Source organism: Chryseolinea lacunae (assembly GCF_016735595.1).
In the GTDB taxonomy this organism is placed as follows: Bacteria; Bacteroidota; Bacteroidia; order Cytophagales; family Cyclobacteriaceae; genus Chryseolinea; species Chryseolinea lacunae.
The window spans coordinates 1-14,617 of the sequence record NZ_JAERRB010000023.1; the positions used below are offsets into that span (position 1 = coordinate 1).

Below are 14,617 nucleotides of genomic sequence, written 5' to 3' on the forward strand. Positions count from 1 at the left end.
TTTCGTTTTGATTAACTTAGATTCTGTTCTCATTTTTCTGACAGTTTAAAGGGTTTGACTTTAGATAGTTTGCACTTCTAAGTTAACCCAACTGTCAGATTAAGTCGGAACTACTACATTTTAAAGGTCTTCATCGCCCGCAAGTTTCAACTTCACTGCCAGAATGTGTTTGCAAAGGCCCCGGTCGGTCTGGTGACTGGTGAACCAGGGGCAGGTGCATTGATCTTTCTCACCACTATTTACCATGAGAAAGATATTCTACGCTTCCGTTTTGTGCATTAAGAACAATCTCAAAAACGCCTCCAAAGCTTCTCTCTTTATCCTTAAAGTGCCCCCACATAATCCAGTAGTTTTCTATTCTAAACACATGAAACGGTTTTTGTCTGCGTATTTGAAACCTACCGTACTTTGAATACAAAACTATCTCGCAAATTCTAGTTGCTTCTTCTTTTGTTAAATCCAACTTCAATCCGTTAGAATTCAGTTTAACAATATGCATATCCGTGATTTTCTTAGCAAGTATCTCTCTTGCCAGCAGGCTATCCTCTGCTAGGCCCTTGTTTTGAGCACTCACGTCCGGTTGAGATAGCACAACAAACAAGACAATAAGATTTCTAGCTAATATCATACGCATAACCTGGATCAACTAATTCTTGTTGTTTATTTTTTATTCTATACTCGTTGCTGGCGCTTCCAGAAAGAGTCGTTCATTGCCATAGTAACCTAAAAAGAGGGAAATATTAGGAATCGTGGATGAATACAATAATGTGGATGATCCTGCATTTACGTCAAACTTTAGGTGCAGGTCACCATTGACTATTACATCACCCTTATAGCAGCAGTGAAAAATATCAAAGAAATAATGCCAGGTTGGGCCATCTATGATCTTACTCTCTAGCAATATTTTCTCTAATTGCACCTTGGTCAAAACCCATTTAGAACACCTCTCCTTATCTAGGGTATAAAATTTCATAGTAGTGTCTTCTACCTTCTGAAAGGTGAGAACATTAACTTTATGAATGACTATTGCAGAGTCGGCGTGTTGTTCAACATTAGGTGTCAGTCTTTGAGCTACCGCTACGGTATCAAGCTTTGCCGCCGTCATATCGTCGTTTGCTTTAGACTTGCAACCGGCACCGATAATAAATGGAGCAACTAAAAAGAAGAGTAACTTTGCCATGCTATTAAAATTAATTTTCATAAAACCCTTTTAACTGTATATCTTTTGAAGCAGCCGGAACAGGACTGGTGACGCTATTGTACTGTGTTGCCGCGTTGGCCTTGTCGAGCAAAATATTCTCAATCGCATCATATACAACTTGTCCTTCTCCTCTTCTTTTTCTCTGAATACTCTCATGATTAAAAACATCACTCTTTTTCAGATTATAGGTCTGCATCAAACTATTTACCAGTCAAGCAACTGCGTTTATCTGCCTTTCGGTCATTGGCTCCCATACATTCAAATCATAATCATACATACCAACCACTTCAATCCCTATTGACTTTTCATTTGTTGGCGAGTCTTTATACTTATCATTATTTATCACATGAACAGTATGCCTATTTAAGCTGGCTGCCTGATAAATCCTTCCATCCTTACCCACCAGAAAATGTGTACCTATTCCTTTGTCCTTGAAAGATGAAAGAGTACTCTTGGAATTTGTGGATACTGTCCTGTGTAAAATAATAGCTTCAATGGATTTCATATCCTTCCTTTCCAGAGCAGTGACCTGGCGCGTTTCTATTCTCCTCGAGTTAGTTATCATGCCTTCAGCATTTATGTGCAAAGTGGTGCCATAGACAGAGATATTCTGACTATAGTGAGCCTGTGCCGCGCCCTGATTTTCAAACGGACCGCCTATCGATGCCTTCCCTCCATTTCCATCATTTACAATCCACTCTTCAAGACCATCTATGTCGATGGCCACAATGGGCATATTGCCAGCAAACTGGTAGGGAGTGTACCACGGATAATCCTGCTTCAACGGATCCACAGACAACGCGAACACCACCGGATCAACTTCATACGAAGAAAACTTATCATCCCTCATAATCGACAATATCTTCTTCTTTCGGGTGTCGAACACCGTGCGGCCGATGATTACGATGGGATTGTTCTGCGAACTTTCGTCGAACAGGCCGCCCGAAAGACTCACTACGGATTTCGCTGGCGAGATGGTATTGAATGCTTTTGGTGTCCGGTCTGCGGGCACGTGTGGTGCACGGCCCTGAGTGTGCGCCAGAATCAGTTCCTTAACATCGTCGGGTATCTGGCGATAGCCCCATTGATGCAGGTTGGATAAGATTTTCACATACGTGGTGTCGGTCAGCAAATTTCTTCTTTGCGCGCGTTGTTCATATACCTGGGCTTTGAGCAACCAGGCATTGAGGTTGCGGGCATCGTGCTGCAGGGCTTTGTTGGCACAGCGAAGCATAAAATGATCGGCAGTGCGGCCAAAGATTTGTTCGTAGCCCTTGGCGAGATAGACGAGGCACAAGGCTACAGACTGCTGCGGTGTGAGGCTGCGCATGGCGATGTTGCTCACAACGCCCTCGCGCGTGGCGTTGGTCAATGCCATGATGGAGCCTGTGCCGGGGAAACTACGTGTGGGCAACTCTACATTATAGAGATCGCCCTTGGGGTCGTTGTGCTGAATGTAGATGTGGTGTGGTGCCGTGGCCATGTTGGCGTTCGAATGAAGGCGTTCGGAAAAAATATTGAACAGGGTCGCCATGGCATAACAATTTCCTTTTCCGGTTTCAAGCAGATGGGTCACTTGTGTGTTGCGCCAGTCGGCCGTGCCATAAGGGTCGTCGTTGCTGTAGACAACCGGGAAGTGTTGCAGTGAAATGGCACCGGCCCGTAGGTTGACGGTATCGGTCAAAAAGGAATAGATGGCCCAGTTTGCAAGCGCCTGGCGATAACGCTCGCGAACTATCTGGTCGTCTTCAAGGTCAATAACAAACCGGTCGCCTTTAAACTTCTTGTAGTCGTAGTTATAGTTTTTGTTGGCAAGCTCCTGGATGATGCTTGTCTGAAAGGCGAGCGCGTTCAGGAAGCTGGCGTAGGATAGTGAATCTTGCCGATAGGCATGCTCCGTAACAAATACTGCCCGCTCATAGCGCAAGGGTTCATCGCCCTCCAGCATGGCTGCAAGTTCGTGGTAAGCATTCTCAAAAAGGGTTGTGTCCCGAAGATCTTGTGCCGATGCAGGCCACCACATAAAAGCACATAAGAGCAGGGCAGCCATTTTTTTTGAGTTCATAGGTATCAAGGTTTAGGGAAGACAAAAAGATTGCGTGCGGCTTTCGGATCCTGACCGGTGGGCAGGCGTCCTTTTTTTGTTTGCTCGTCAATCTTTGCATTGAAGGTTTGTGAATATTCCATCCATCCCAGGTCGCGCAGGGTTTTGTCTATGACCAAAAGTTGCGCATAGGCATCGCGCGTCTCGACCACCGTGCCGACCTGCCGGGCATCACGCACTCCGTTCTTGCGCATCAGGTAAAAAAGTTTCGCACCGGCCAAATCGCCTCGCAGTGCCCAGCCCTGCAAGTTTGACTCACCAGGGAAATACGCCATCGCAGTGTCCACACAGCGGTTCACAAAATTTTCTTCTACGACTTGATATTTCTGCAAGAAGTTCTGCGCCAGATCCAGCAGGGCTGCTGCAACGATTTGTTTTTTAGTAAGTGTGTCCAGGTAGACATGATGCTGCAAGGCGTTCGTTGTGATTTGCATGTGGTCGATATACCATGCATCGGTTATGCTGTAGTGTGTGGTGGGCTCATAGTTCTGAATGGCACCATCCTGTGATTTATATTTTATAAGGGCATGGTTGGGGGCATAGGAGAGATAGGCTTGCACTCCCAATTGTTCTGCCAACAGCAAATACACCATGGGCAAGGTGTTGCACTGCCCGGTGCCGGTGGCGAGTGTTTTTGTGACGAAAGAATTTCTGAGGTCTTCTTCCGCCATGAAATCTTTAAAGTCATACACAAAAGGCAGGTGCATTTCCACAGGTGCTGGCACGCGGTCGCGTGTCTGACCATGCAGCATCAGAGAATCACCCAGAAAAGACTGAATGCCAAAGTGCAGCGCTTCCCGGTTTGAGAGACTATAGCCGTTTTGCTTTAGCCACATGCGAATGAATGTGGCAGAGCGCCTGAGCACGTTGGTGTAGTCTTCGTAGGAAAGATGAAGACCACCATAGGCATGCTCAAGAATATAGTATGCGTCTTTCAGAGAAAGGGGAATTTTTCCTAAGAGCATTTGTTCCAACAGCCGTCGCGCCTGCTCATACGTTTTCAGTCCGCCACGAAATATTTTTTCAGCACGGGCCGCTTCGTTGGCTTCTTCTATTTCCTTTAGTATGGCTTTTGTGTCGGCATCATCGTCATTGGCCGGTCTGGGCGAAATAGAAACCGGTCTTGGCGGCGATGGGGCCATGGGCGCGGGTGCACCGGTCGTAACCGAAATGGGTTGCCCCCTTTGGTAGGATGGCAATTCCAGCTTCCCAATCTGTGCAGAAGCCGAGGAAACTATGCAGACAAGGAGAATAGCCTTGCGGAGACAAGAAGGATGAGCTTGCATATTGATAGGGCTTTGTATAGCCCTACCGGCATCGAACCCCGATCGAACTACATATCAATAGTAGCGTTCACCACTGCAACGGGATTGCAGTGTGAAATTATTTTTCATTGCATGCGCTTCATAAAAACTATAGTAAAACACAACAAATTCGAGGCAGGCGATTGAGCGTCTTACTATTCAAGTCAAAAACTAACAGCGTGTCGCACTCAAAACTTTTGGCACGAACCGATCACAGCCGACGAAATATCGTTGGAGCCAACGATATTTCGTCGGGTGAATAACAGCACGCAATGTTGCCAGAAAGGTTGCGGAACAACGCAAATTTATTTTTTCGTTTCACTTTTTCAGTGCATTCGTACACTTGAAAACCAGACCTTACATAATGTTTCAACATCGGTTTGTTCTGTTCGTCACGGAATTCACCACATCGTCAACACAATGGGAAAAACCCGTTGCAGGGTTTGCTGCTTTCGTTATGTCTCATGGGATTTTCTTCGCGCTGTTTACGTCATGAGGTTTCAAGGATGCCCTTTTGGGTATACTGGTTGCGCATCCTTAATGCCCAAAGTGGTTTTCGTCACGATGGCTGCTTCTCTCATCACAGGGGTTGCAGTTTTCGTCGTGCTGTTTGCTCCTTTCGATAAACTGTTTGCTCCTTCCGGCAAATATGTTGAAGCAAACTGTATGGAGCCAGGTGTTTCAGGTCAACAGTTTGAGACCTTATGTGTACGTGATGTGCCTTCGGCTTGCGTGTTGGCAGCCAACGGCCTTGAGTTTGTGAAAACGTATTTAGCGAAAATCATTTCTCATCTGAACGTCCCTCCTTTGGTTTGCTGCCTCTTGTTTTAGGTGTGCCTGAAGCTCTTTATAGTTTACCATTTGTGTTCTTTATCGTAGTCAAAAACGACGTCCATGTGCTTTTTTGCCACCGCGCTGGTAGAACGGGACCGTTGTTGGGCACTGCGTGGCTGTTCGCTTAGAATTTTTTTCGTGTTTGTGCGCTGGAGGTAGGTGTGATTTTTTTGATTGAATCTTACATGGAGATTGTTGCACGTCACGAAGCAAAAAAAAGAGGTTGGCAAAGGGTTTTCAAATTTGGTACGGCGCTTGCCAAAGGGGTTGGCATAACAAAATTTTAAATTCAAAATTTATGAAAACCATTGTTCGCGTAGCACTCAACCATTCAAATCTGTCTGACGAGGCGCTCATCGTAAAAATGCAAGGCATCATCAAGTCCATGACAAACAACGCAAATTTTCCGGCACCCCTGCCCGAACTTGATGCCTTGTCGCTGGCCTTAACGGACTACGAGGCCGCGCTCGTAGCCACACAAACCACGGGGTCTAAACAAGACACCGCGCGGAAAAATGAACACCGCAAAAATCTTCAACAGGCCTATCGCGTGCTGGGCAATGTAGTGGATAACAAAAGCAACAACGACCTCGCGGTGTTGCTTAGTTCAGGATTCGAGGCACGCAAATCGCCCAGCGCTCCGGCCGGACGATTAGACAAACCCACCGACATTGAAGTGCAGGCCACACAGCAACCTGGAACAATCAAAATCAGTGTCGGCAAAATTTCACGGGCCCGAATCTACATGTTTCAATATGCCTTAGGGGCTGTAACAGACGAGAGTCAATGGATAAGCGTGACCAGCACGGTGCGCACCAAGGTGATTGATGGGCTTGAATCAGGGAAACAATATTCATTCCGCGTAGGCGGGGTGGGTACAGATCCTTTCATCTTTTTCTCTGATCCCGTGATTCGGTTTGTGGCGTAACGCTCATGGATGAAGTAGTCGTTGCTGGTTCTGAGTCTGGATCGGCAACGGCTTCTTTTGACAATCGATTTTTGATTGTATCGACAGAGATACATTCATTATAGCGCATAAGGCAAAGTTGAATGTCGTAGACTTTGTTTTGAAAATTATCCAGGAACACGTTGAGTTCGTTTGCTTCGGCGTTACTGCCCTTTATTCTTCCGCTGGCGTTCCATTTTTCAGGAAGGCAGCTCCTGCCAGTTGCTACCTCCGCTCGTTTGCCGGTAGGTTTATAAAAGAAAAATCCCCTTTAACGTCGCATTAAAGAGGATTTCTTTCGTTTTTATTCGTTAACAGTGATCCCGCCGGGGCCACTTATACTTGCCCTAATCGTTTGACGATCAGAATTTTACTTTCTAAAAAATCCAAAAGATACCGCGTAAATTCTGGTTGCTTTGGCGTTCAATGACTACCCTGCAATGACCGATTTATGATTCTCAAAGACAGGAAAAGAGACGGCAAATTGCGCCGGGAAAGCCCTAAATTTATGAGTGAGATAAGATAGCGAATCTATTGCCAGCATTCGATCTGTAATAAACTTAGCCCCTAAAGAAGTTAAGTTGATAATTAGAGGGGCAGTGGTTATTTTGGTCGAGTTAGCAGTCTACTGGAAGCACCAGTGACTTACATTCCCAAGTTTTTACTCCGGCATGCGCAGCTTGCGGTAGCATTGACCGGCATTTTAATAATTCAAAAAAGGATATGATGAAAAGTATCGTTGAGTTATTGGAGCGTGCAAAACTCTATCCGAAAAAAGTGTTTGCCGTGCTGCACGATGGGGAGACAATCACCTACGGTAATTTACTTACCACGGTAGGCAAGTTAAGCGTAATTTTTCGGCAACTAAATCTGAAGCAAGGCAATAAGATCGTATTGTCGACAAATGACAAAAGAGCGCTTGCCGAAATTACCATTGCTGCATACAGGTTTGGGTTGACTGTGATATTAACGGATCCCAACGCCAAGGCTGACAGAGTACACTCCATCATCGAACAGGCTAGTCCCGACGCATTCTTCATTGACCATGACCTGGTTGTGGCATGGAGAATGGAGGCAAAGAATACCGTTGAGATCAACACTACCCGCGAAGAAAAAAAGAATGTTTTCAAAAGCATCTTTTCACGGAATACGACGGTTGCCGATCTTCAGTCTGATCGCACATATCCAGCTTGTTTGAAAGGCCTCGAAAACACACCGCCGACATACGCACCATGCATTGAATCGACAAGTGTCGCCTATATGATGTACACGTCCGGATCCACCTCCGATCCCAAAGGTGTAGTGATATCGCATAAGAATTTGTTCTCACACCTGGAAACGCTGAAGAATGTTTATGGAATGGATGACAAAGTGAGGATACTGAACGTCCTGAATTTATATCATACGGACGGGATCAACCAGGGACCTTTGTTAGCATTCTATTGCGGAGGCACATGGATAAGTCCGTTCAGGCTGGACACCTCCAGATTGGACCTTATCTACGACGGCATCTACAAATATGAGGTCACCCACCTGTTCGTTGTGCCTACGCTACTGTCCTTCTTTGAAAAATATCATGAAGGTTTTGAAGATAGTTTCAAGACACCTGAATTTAAATTCGTCGTCTCTGTAGCCGCATTGTTGGAAGAACGATTATGGCATTCGGTTTCCACTATATTTAAGATTCAGGTCGCAAACATTTATGGTCTCACCGAAACGGTAACAGGAAGTGTCTATTGCGGACCCAGCGCAGACACCTTTAAGATAGGCACAGTAGGTAAGCCTGCCGATTGCAGCATCAAAATCATTGACGACGAAGGGCAGGAAGTCAAGAAAGGTGAAAAAGGTGAACTTCTGTTGAAAGGTGATCACGTGATGGTCGGTTACTTTAATAACCCCGAGGCTACTAACAAGGTGTTGATCGACGGGTGGCTCTATTCCGGAGATATCGCACGTGAAGACGAGGGAGGATTTATCAAAATCGTTGGCCGAAAAAAGAGTATGATCAATTCCGGGGGATTCCGGATTCAACCAGAAGAAATAGAAGAGCTCCTTCTCAAACTCGATGAAGTAGATGAATGTAAAGTTATTGGGCTAAGCGACCCGATCCTGACGGAAAAAATGATCGCGTGTATAAAGCCAAAGGGCAATGCGGTAGTGGATGAACTTGTGATCTATAAGTTTTTGCGCGAAAATCTTGAACCCGAAAAAGTACCTCAGGAGATGTTTGTTATCGATTCATTTCCTCGTGGCATCAGCGGCAAGATCCAGATAGAGGAATTAAAAAAGATCGTGATTCAAAAACACGCCGCACCGATTACAAAAAGCGAAGGAGTTCTGGAAACAGTAATCAAAAATGCCGCCACTATTTTCAAGGTCAAGCATACCGACATCACCGAACTGAGTTCAACACGAACAGTTTCCGGGTGGGATTCGCTGAATCACCTGGCCCTTATAACCCGACTCGAACAAGTATTTGACATCAAGTTTTCAACTTCTGATGCTATGGTGATGACGTCAATACGTGCCATTCAAAATGTGATTCAAAAAAAGCTACAATAGATGACTGATGATGCACCTCCGCTACGAACATGGGCCTTCCCTATCCTGGCAAGTCTTACTATTGTACTTTCATTTCTTTACTACAGCTATTCGAACAACGGACCTTATGCCAAAACGGTAGCGCTCTCGAATAAGAATCTCGAAAGGGCATTAATTGAAAATACCCGCGACACATCCGCGTTATCGATCGTAATCTTTGGCTCTTCCTTGACAGAACACGCGCTGGTAGATCCTCGCGCGCTTGAAGACAGTATTTACAAGCTGACAAACAGAAAAGCGAACGTGCTTCGTGTGGCGTTGAGTTATCTTACCCCCAGGGTTGCTCAGTACATTGACTTTTTTGACTATATAGTCAAATATCCCCCCAATTATTTGTTCGTTGAAAATTTCAGTTTCAATCTGACGCATGGCGATACGACCGCCCTGATGCCCGACCCCATCAATCTGGCCCTGCTGAACGTCCGGAATATCGTTCGGAATGCAATTGGCAAGCCCGCACAGGATAATTACTACGTGAAGTGGTATACCTTCGACGAAAAACCACAACCCGATGATTTCTACTACACGCACGAGTTTGACAGTATGATGTTCAAATCACTCCTTCATTCAAAATCTTCGGTCAGAAAAATAGGGCAAAACAACGTTATCAACGACGCATACGATGCGTTGGCAAAAAAAAACACAAGAGTGGTTCTCCTGGACATACCCATGAATAAATTGTTTCCCCATAATTTCATGGACCAACAAACAACGTCTGAGTTCAACAAGCTCTTGACAGTCTATAAAACTCAATATCATGTTGATTATTGGCGCTTCCCTTACGCTTTGGATAATTCATTTTTCACCGACGGCGTTCACTTGAACTCAAAGGGAGGAGTGCAATATCAAAAATGGTTTGTGTCTGAAATTGCGTCAAAAAAATGTTATGAGGCTACTCATTGAAGCCATATTGTTCGCAATACCCATGATCCTATTGGCATGGACGTTGCCAAAAAAGTATGTATTGCTTTCCCAGATCATTATCACTGCACTTTTCATCGCGTATCAATCACCTTTATCTTTTGCCATTCTTGGCACGATCACGTTCGGCAATTACTATTTATTGCACAAAGCGGTTTTGCGAAAGTCGATAAAGTTTGTGATCAGCCTGGGGATTTTGGTGTTGCTTATTGTGTCAGCCAAAATTCTATTTACCATACATGACCATTGGATAATCCCCCTTGGGATGTCCTATTACATTTTCCGAAACATCCATTATACAATTGAGAGCTACAACGGCAGGATTCAAAATGAGAGTCTGCTGTTCTATCTCGCCTATAACTTTTTTCTGCCTGTGCTGATCATTGGTCCAATCAATCGTTATCCGGAGTTCATACGGGATTGGCAAAGAAGACGAGTAAACAGTGAATATTTTTCACTGGGATTTCAGCGCATTTTATATGGCTTTTCGAAGATCATGATTATCGGGAGCTACATCCTCAGCTTAAAACTTTCGGCCATCATTTCCAACATAGACGAAAGCAAACATTGGCTCAAGGTATACCTGGAGACAATCACCGTAGTGCTGAATGCATACTTCCAGTTTGCCGGCTACTCTGACATCGCCATCGGCATTTCACTGTTGCTTGGTTTCCGTGTAATGGAAAACTTCAATTTTCCGTTCCTGGCCAGTAATATGCAGGAGTTTTGGTCAAAATATCACATGTCGCTTACCTCATTTTGCCGCGACTATATTTATACTCCTCTTGCTTCTTACTTCAGGAGACCAATGTTGGGGGTTTTTATCACGATGATCATCATCGCGCTATGGCACGAAATCACCTTACCTTTTTTGATCTGGGGATCGTTGCAAGCTTTCGGAATTTATCTGGCGTTCATTTTTAAGGATACGCCAACTTCACTGGTTAGCAAGAACCTGGGAAGAGTTTTTGTATTCAATTACTTCTGCCTGAGTTGTGTGATCATCGACTATGAATTAGCAGAAGCGCTTGACATTTATAAAACCTTGTTCTTTATTAACTGATCATGTATAAATTCTTAACAACCTTTCTTCCAAAGCCCCTTGCCAACATCGCCATGGCCTTGTGGTACTTCCTTCTGATCATTATGAACTTATACTGTGGAATTGCCTTCGCGCAAGGAACGTTTCAGTACGTAGGTTGGTGACGGAGGTGCCTGTTTTAAAAACCTTCAAGTTTCTGCTCAAAGTAGTTTATCATCCACTTCACGGTGACAGTATCGCCCCGCATGCGCGAACTGTAACCCAAAAATTTCCCCCGAATATAACCGGCAGAATCTATTGCCAAGTCTCCAAGGGGCACCACGGCCATATCCTTAATAAAATCAGTCGTATCGAAGCGTCCGTTTTTCGCCTTTTCAAAATCGATGTTGAATGGCCCTGAAATGATCTTCATCGAATCGTAGACCACATCGCCTACATACTTGAAAACCGCAGCATTTCGTTCGTCTTGTCCAATTGTCATGATGCGCTGATCTTCTAATAACGCACCCTGAACATCGAAGCGTTTTTTGTAAAAATAGTAGTAGCTATTCCCGACAGTCATCACGTAATCTTCCGTTTCCACTTTTCCACTATCGCTCAAAAAATAAAAATAATGGCGTCCGTGAATTTTACCTTTGTTAAACTCGCCAGCTCTCGCAACAAAGCCATTATCATAGTAGGCCCGGTACTTGCCGTGCTCACGCCCGTCCTTGAAGCTCACCACATAGTCACAAGTACCATTCTCCCGAAAGCCTTCCTTCGTTCCATTTAAAGTATCATTTTGATAGGACCAAATGACTTTAACATTACCGTTTGGATACTTAAGAATGGTTTGCTTTGTTCTATCGCACGACAGCATAACGAGGAAAAGAAAAAACAGCAGAAACAGACTGTAAATATTTACCATCATCGACGATCGTTTTGTGGCATAAAATTCATGGTCGTTCAACATGATCTCTAAAGTTTCATTTATCCTCTGTCTTATTCAAAGCAACATCAAGCGCCAGCGGAAAGAAGGCAACGAGTCCATTAGTCCATGGGTGCGCTACAAATACTGCCCCCGGAATTAAGCGAAAGTTGTGCTTGTAAACATCACTTCTCCACCACTAAAAAATCAAAGACATACTTTTGCGTCCTGAATATCTTTTCATCATCTCTCGTGAGAAGTGTTATCTCCTCAAAAGTCTTCATTCCCGGACTCTTGGGCGTAAAACCAATATAAATTGTATCATTCTTCACCACAAGACCTTGTTCACATCCGCTCAATCGCGTGCGGGCATCAAAGGTATATGCTGCCGTATCCACCGAAGGATTGTCGACCGCGACACAACCCACGTAGGCATCAATCAAATCAATCGTAGTGTCTTTCAGAAATATTTTCACAAGATATTCCTCGTCTATCAACGCCGAGTGTCGGGCAATTCTGCCTACTTCGGGTGACTGCCAGGATTCGCCTGTTTTTGTTTTTTGATTTAGTGTCAACAGCTGTCGGCCACTGGTATACTCAACCACACTTTTGCTGTTTGTTTTTGCAGTGCAGGAAAAAAGCGACAACAAAGCTATTGCGGGGAGGATTTTCATCATATCTAGTACCGGTTTACACAATTCCGCGCACAATCAAAGTCACATTTGCTGAAATCATCCAAATAACAAAACAGAAAGTCCAAAATTTCAAAACGATTGTATTCCAAAAATATGTCAGCCCATCTTCTTTGGGACCTCTCGCAAATCCTGTAGCAAAGTGGCCTTCTTTAAAATAAAAGAAAATGCCCGTGAACGTCATTAGTGTTCCTATGGGTACTAGCAGCTGCAGATACTTGATCCAGAACATGCCCGTAAAAAATCCTATCAAGAACAATAGTATGCCATATCCGATTAGTCTGTTAATGTTTACTATTTCCACAACGTGATTTATGTCCTTGACAGCGCTCTCCGGGAATTTATCCACATCATTCAACAGCACATTTTCCTCTTTCACCAGCACGCTGTTAATTCTCGGCTGCAAAAACCAAATGCCGATGGGCCAGAGTACTATAAGAAAAAATTCACCGAGGCAATCTCCTACGTCCGCCTCAGCGCCTTTCTCATACGACCTCAAACATCTTACGGGAAACATCATGATATGCAAGAGCGCATAGACCGCATAAAAACCTGGCAAGGCAGCCAGACCTTTTAACGAAAATACGCCGTCGGTCAGTGTTTTGATGACAGCAACGACCACCAGCATAATAAAAACGTTAATCACAAAAAGGTTATAGTTAAGCTCAATTTTGCGTGGCAGTCGTTGATAGAGTCCGTGGCCGATCATGAGCAGCCAAACAAAATAAAAAACACCTCCTGCAAAAGAAAGTATTTTAGTCACTGTCGGGTTGCCAATAAGGGTAAAATCACTGAGAACCGCTGCAGTCATCAGGAGCAGGAATGTCTGCCAGTGTTTTAGTCTTAAAATAAATCTCATATCTATTACCGATGTTGTTCTGTACTAACGGATTGTTTTATCGGGTATGTCATTGATCCATCGTCGTCAACTCACTTCTCTCCTTTATCACCTCCAAAATATTCTGCTGAATATCCTTCATAATCCAACGTCCCCAGATGCTGGCATAGAAGTTAAAGGTGGTGGTTATCTTAAATTCGCTGTGCAGGTGCAGACGGAAGTTGTTTTCGGACAACGGCTCAAGTTCGTAGGTTCCCTGCAGCACGTCGAAGAATTTTCCGCCAATGAGGATGTGTTCGTCGAAGGTGGTTGAAGGGATTTCGTGGGTGTTGGGGGTGATGGAGAAGGTCATTCGTTTCTGGTGGTCGTATTGCAGCACGCGTTCGTCGAAGATCAGTCCGCCTTCGAATATGGCTTCGCGTTTTGCGCCCACGCCTTCGAAGTCGAGTTCGGCTTTGATGGGACGGGGAATTTGCAGGAAGTTGGTGAGCACGCCGTGATCTTCGTGCGTTTCGATTTGCCGCACGCGTGTCACGTTCTGCCAGATTGTTTCTTTAGGTGCCGCAATGTCGATGTAGGTATAGGCTTTATAGAAACCGGGAATGGAACCGATCATTCGCTCTACCGGGGCAATGAGGAATGGCAGCAAGAGGGCAAGCGAGAGATACAGCTTGTTTGTTTTGTCTGACTTCTTCAGCCTCATGTAGCCGGCCGTTAAGCCACCGAGGCTGGCAAACACCAGGAAGATGGGCAATATCATCATCCAGCACGCCCAACCTTCCCACGACAGGAGAAGTGTTAGGGCCAGGAACCCCAGAATGGGCACCCAGGGCATGAAGATGCGATATTTCAAACTCCTCACGGTGGCGATGTTGGAGAGATAGATCGTTAATGCGCCAACGCCATAGGGCACCAAAAGAAAAAACGAAAGGCTCATCACACTAAACAGCGTGGCCATCAACTCTGCCCCGAAAACAAATCTGGACACCAAAGCCAGAACAAGGGGTATTCCAACAGCAAGCAACGCCCGGCTCATTTTCACTTCCATCGTGGATCAACATTTTAGGTTGGAAAACGGTCTTCCAACGGCGGAGCGAACATAATTTGTAATAGCTAGTACTTGATCTGACAGTTGAGCTAGGGATTCCTTCCTACTAGGCAAAGGTAGCCACCGCTCCAAATAAGTCAAGGGCTTCGCGAGTGGCCGCGCAGAATCCTTCGCACGCC

15 protein-coding genes and 1 pseudogene are annotated in these 14,617 nt (G+C 44.9%); 5 read left to right on the top strand and 11 right to left on the bottom strand.

The window, feature by feature from the left end:
- Positions 1 to 120 precede the first annotated feature (120 nt).
- The 6 genes from JI741_RS33210 to JI741_RS32235 are packed head-to-tail and all read right to left on the bottom strand — an operon-like array spanning position 121 to position 4,591.
- Positions 121 to 246, bottom strand: coding sequence for an SWIM zinc finger family protein (locus tag JI741_RS33210; protein ID WP_202016692.1), 126 nt, complete (start codon positions 244 to 246; stop codon positions 121 to 123).
- Positions 236 to 634: an NTF2 fold immunity protein gene (locus JI741_RS32215; protein WP_202016693.1), complete on the bottom strand. Its 399-nt coding sequence runs from the start codon at positions 632 to 634 to the stop codon at positions 236 to 238. The genes JI741_RS33210 and JI741_RS32215 overlap by 11 nt, the downstream gene beginning before the upstream one ends.
- Positions 635 to 667: 33 nt before the next feature.
- Entirely contained in the window at positions 668 to 1,180 is a 513-nt protein-coding gene (locus JI741_RS32220; RefSeq protein WP_202016694.1) for a hypothetical protein, read from the bottom strand.
- Positions 1,181 to 1,190: 10 nt separating this feature from the next.
- Positions 1,191 to 1,400, bottom strand: coding sequence for a hypothetical protein (locus tag JI741_RS32225; protein ID WP_202016695.1), 210 nt, complete (start codon positions 1,398 to 1,400; stop codon positions 1,191 to 1,193).
- Between the two features lie 12 nt (positions 1,401 to 1,412).
- Positions 1,413 to 3,266 (bottom strand): N-acetylmuramoyl-L-alanine amidase, encoded by a 1,854-nt coding sequence (locus JI741_RS32230; protein ID WP_202016697.1) that lies wholly within the window; start codon positions 3,264 to 3,266, stop codon positions 1,413 to 1,415.
- A 5-nt stretch (positions 3,267 to 3,271) separates the two neighbouring features.
- Positions 3,272 to 4,591, bottom strand: a complete 1,320-nt coding sequence (locus tag JI741_RS32235; RefSeq protein ID WP_202016698.1) for a transglutaminase family protein — start codon at positions 4,589 to 4,591, stop codon at positions 3,272 to 3,274.
- Between the two features lie 582 nt (positions 4,592 to 5,173).
- Between JI741_RS32235 and JI741_RS32240 the strand changes: the two genes are divergently transcribed.
- Positions 5,174 to 5,440: a hypothetical protein gene (locus JI741_RS32240; RefSeq protein WP_236676386.1), complete on the top strand. Its 267-nt coding sequence runs from the start codon at positions 5,174 to 5,176 to the stop codon at positions 5,438 to 5,440.
- A 301-nt stretch (positions 5,441 to 5,741) separates the two neighbouring features.
- On the top strand, positions 5,742 to 6,371 hold the full coding sequence (locus JI741_RS32245) for a fibronectin type III domain-containing protein (protein ID WP_202016700.1): 630 nt from the start codon (positions 5,742 to 5,744) through the stop codon (positions 6,369 to 6,371).
- Here the strand turns inward: JI741_RS32245 and JI741_RS33215 are convergent.
- Positions 6,331 to 6,627: pseudogene (locus tag JI741_RS33215) on the bottom strand (Arm DNA-binding domain-containing protein); the annotation flags it as partial. The gene JI741_RS32245 and the pseudogene JI741_RS33215 sit on opposite strands and share 41 nt — an antisense overlap.
- 485 nt (positions 6,628 to 7,112) lie before the next feature.
- Between JI741_RS33215 and JI741_RS32255 the strand changes: the two are divergent.
- The 3 genes from JI741_RS32255 to JI741_RS32265 are packed head-to-tail and all read left to right on the top strand — an operon-like array spanning position 7,113 to position 10,974.
- Positions 7,113 to 8,951, top strand: coding sequence for an AMP-binding protein (locus JI741_RS32255; RefSeq protein ID WP_202016706.1), 1,839 nt, complete (start codon positions 7,113 to 7,115; stop codon positions 8,949 to 8,951).
- Positions 8,952 to 9,893 (top strand): hypothetical protein, encoded by a 942-nt coding sequence (locus tag JI741_RS32260; protein WP_202016709.1) that lies wholly within the window; start codon positions 8,952 to 8,954, stop codon positions 9,891 to 9,893.
- Positions 9,877 to 10,974: an MBOAT family O-acyltransferase gene (locus tag JI741_RS32265; protein WP_202016711.1), complete on the top strand. Its 1,098-nt coding sequence runs from the start codon at positions 9,877 to 9,879 to the stop codon at positions 10,972 to 10,974. Before JI741_RS32260 ends, JI741_RS32265 begins: the two co-directional genes overlap by 17 nt.
- A gap of 157 nt (positions 10,975 to 11,131) precedes the next feature.
- On the opposite strand, the gene JI741_RS32270 is transcribed toward JI741_RS32265, so the two are convergent.
- The 4 genes from JI741_RS32270 to JI741_RS32285 all read right to left on the bottom strand — a co-directional run bounded on the left by JI741_RS32270 (position 11,132) and on the right by JI741_RS32285 (position 14,438).
- Positions 11,132 to 11,905 carry a toxin-antitoxin system YwqK family antitoxin gene (locus tag JI741_RS32270; RefSeq protein WP_202016713.1) on the bottom strand — a complete coding sequence of 258 codons (774 nt, stop codon included), beginning with the start codon at positions 11,903 to 11,905 and terminating at the stop codon, positions 11,132 to 11,134.
- A gap of 140 nt (positions 11,906 to 12,045) precedes the next feature.
- Complete coding sequence (locus tag JI741_RS32275; protein ID WP_202016714.1) at positions 12,046 to 12,537, bottom strand: hypothetical protein; 492 nt, start codon at positions 12,535 to 12,537, stop codon at positions 12,046 to 12,048.
- Positions 12,538 to 12,550: 13 nt separating this feature from the next.
- The gene (locus JI741_RS32280; protein ID WP_202016715.1) at positions 12,551 to 13,411 is read right to left on the bottom strand and encodes a hypothetical protein; all 861 of its coding nucleotides are present in this window, start codon (positions 13,409 to 13,411) and stop codon (positions 12,551 to 12,553) included.
- A 49-nt stretch (positions 13,412 to 13,460) separates the two neighbouring features.
- Positions 13,461 to 14,438, bottom strand: coding sequence for an SRPBCC family protein (locus JI741_RS32285; protein ID WP_202016716.1), 978 nt, complete (start codon positions 14,436 to 14,438; stop codon positions 13,461 to 13,463).
- Positions 14,439 to 14,617 lie beyond the last annotated feature (179 nt).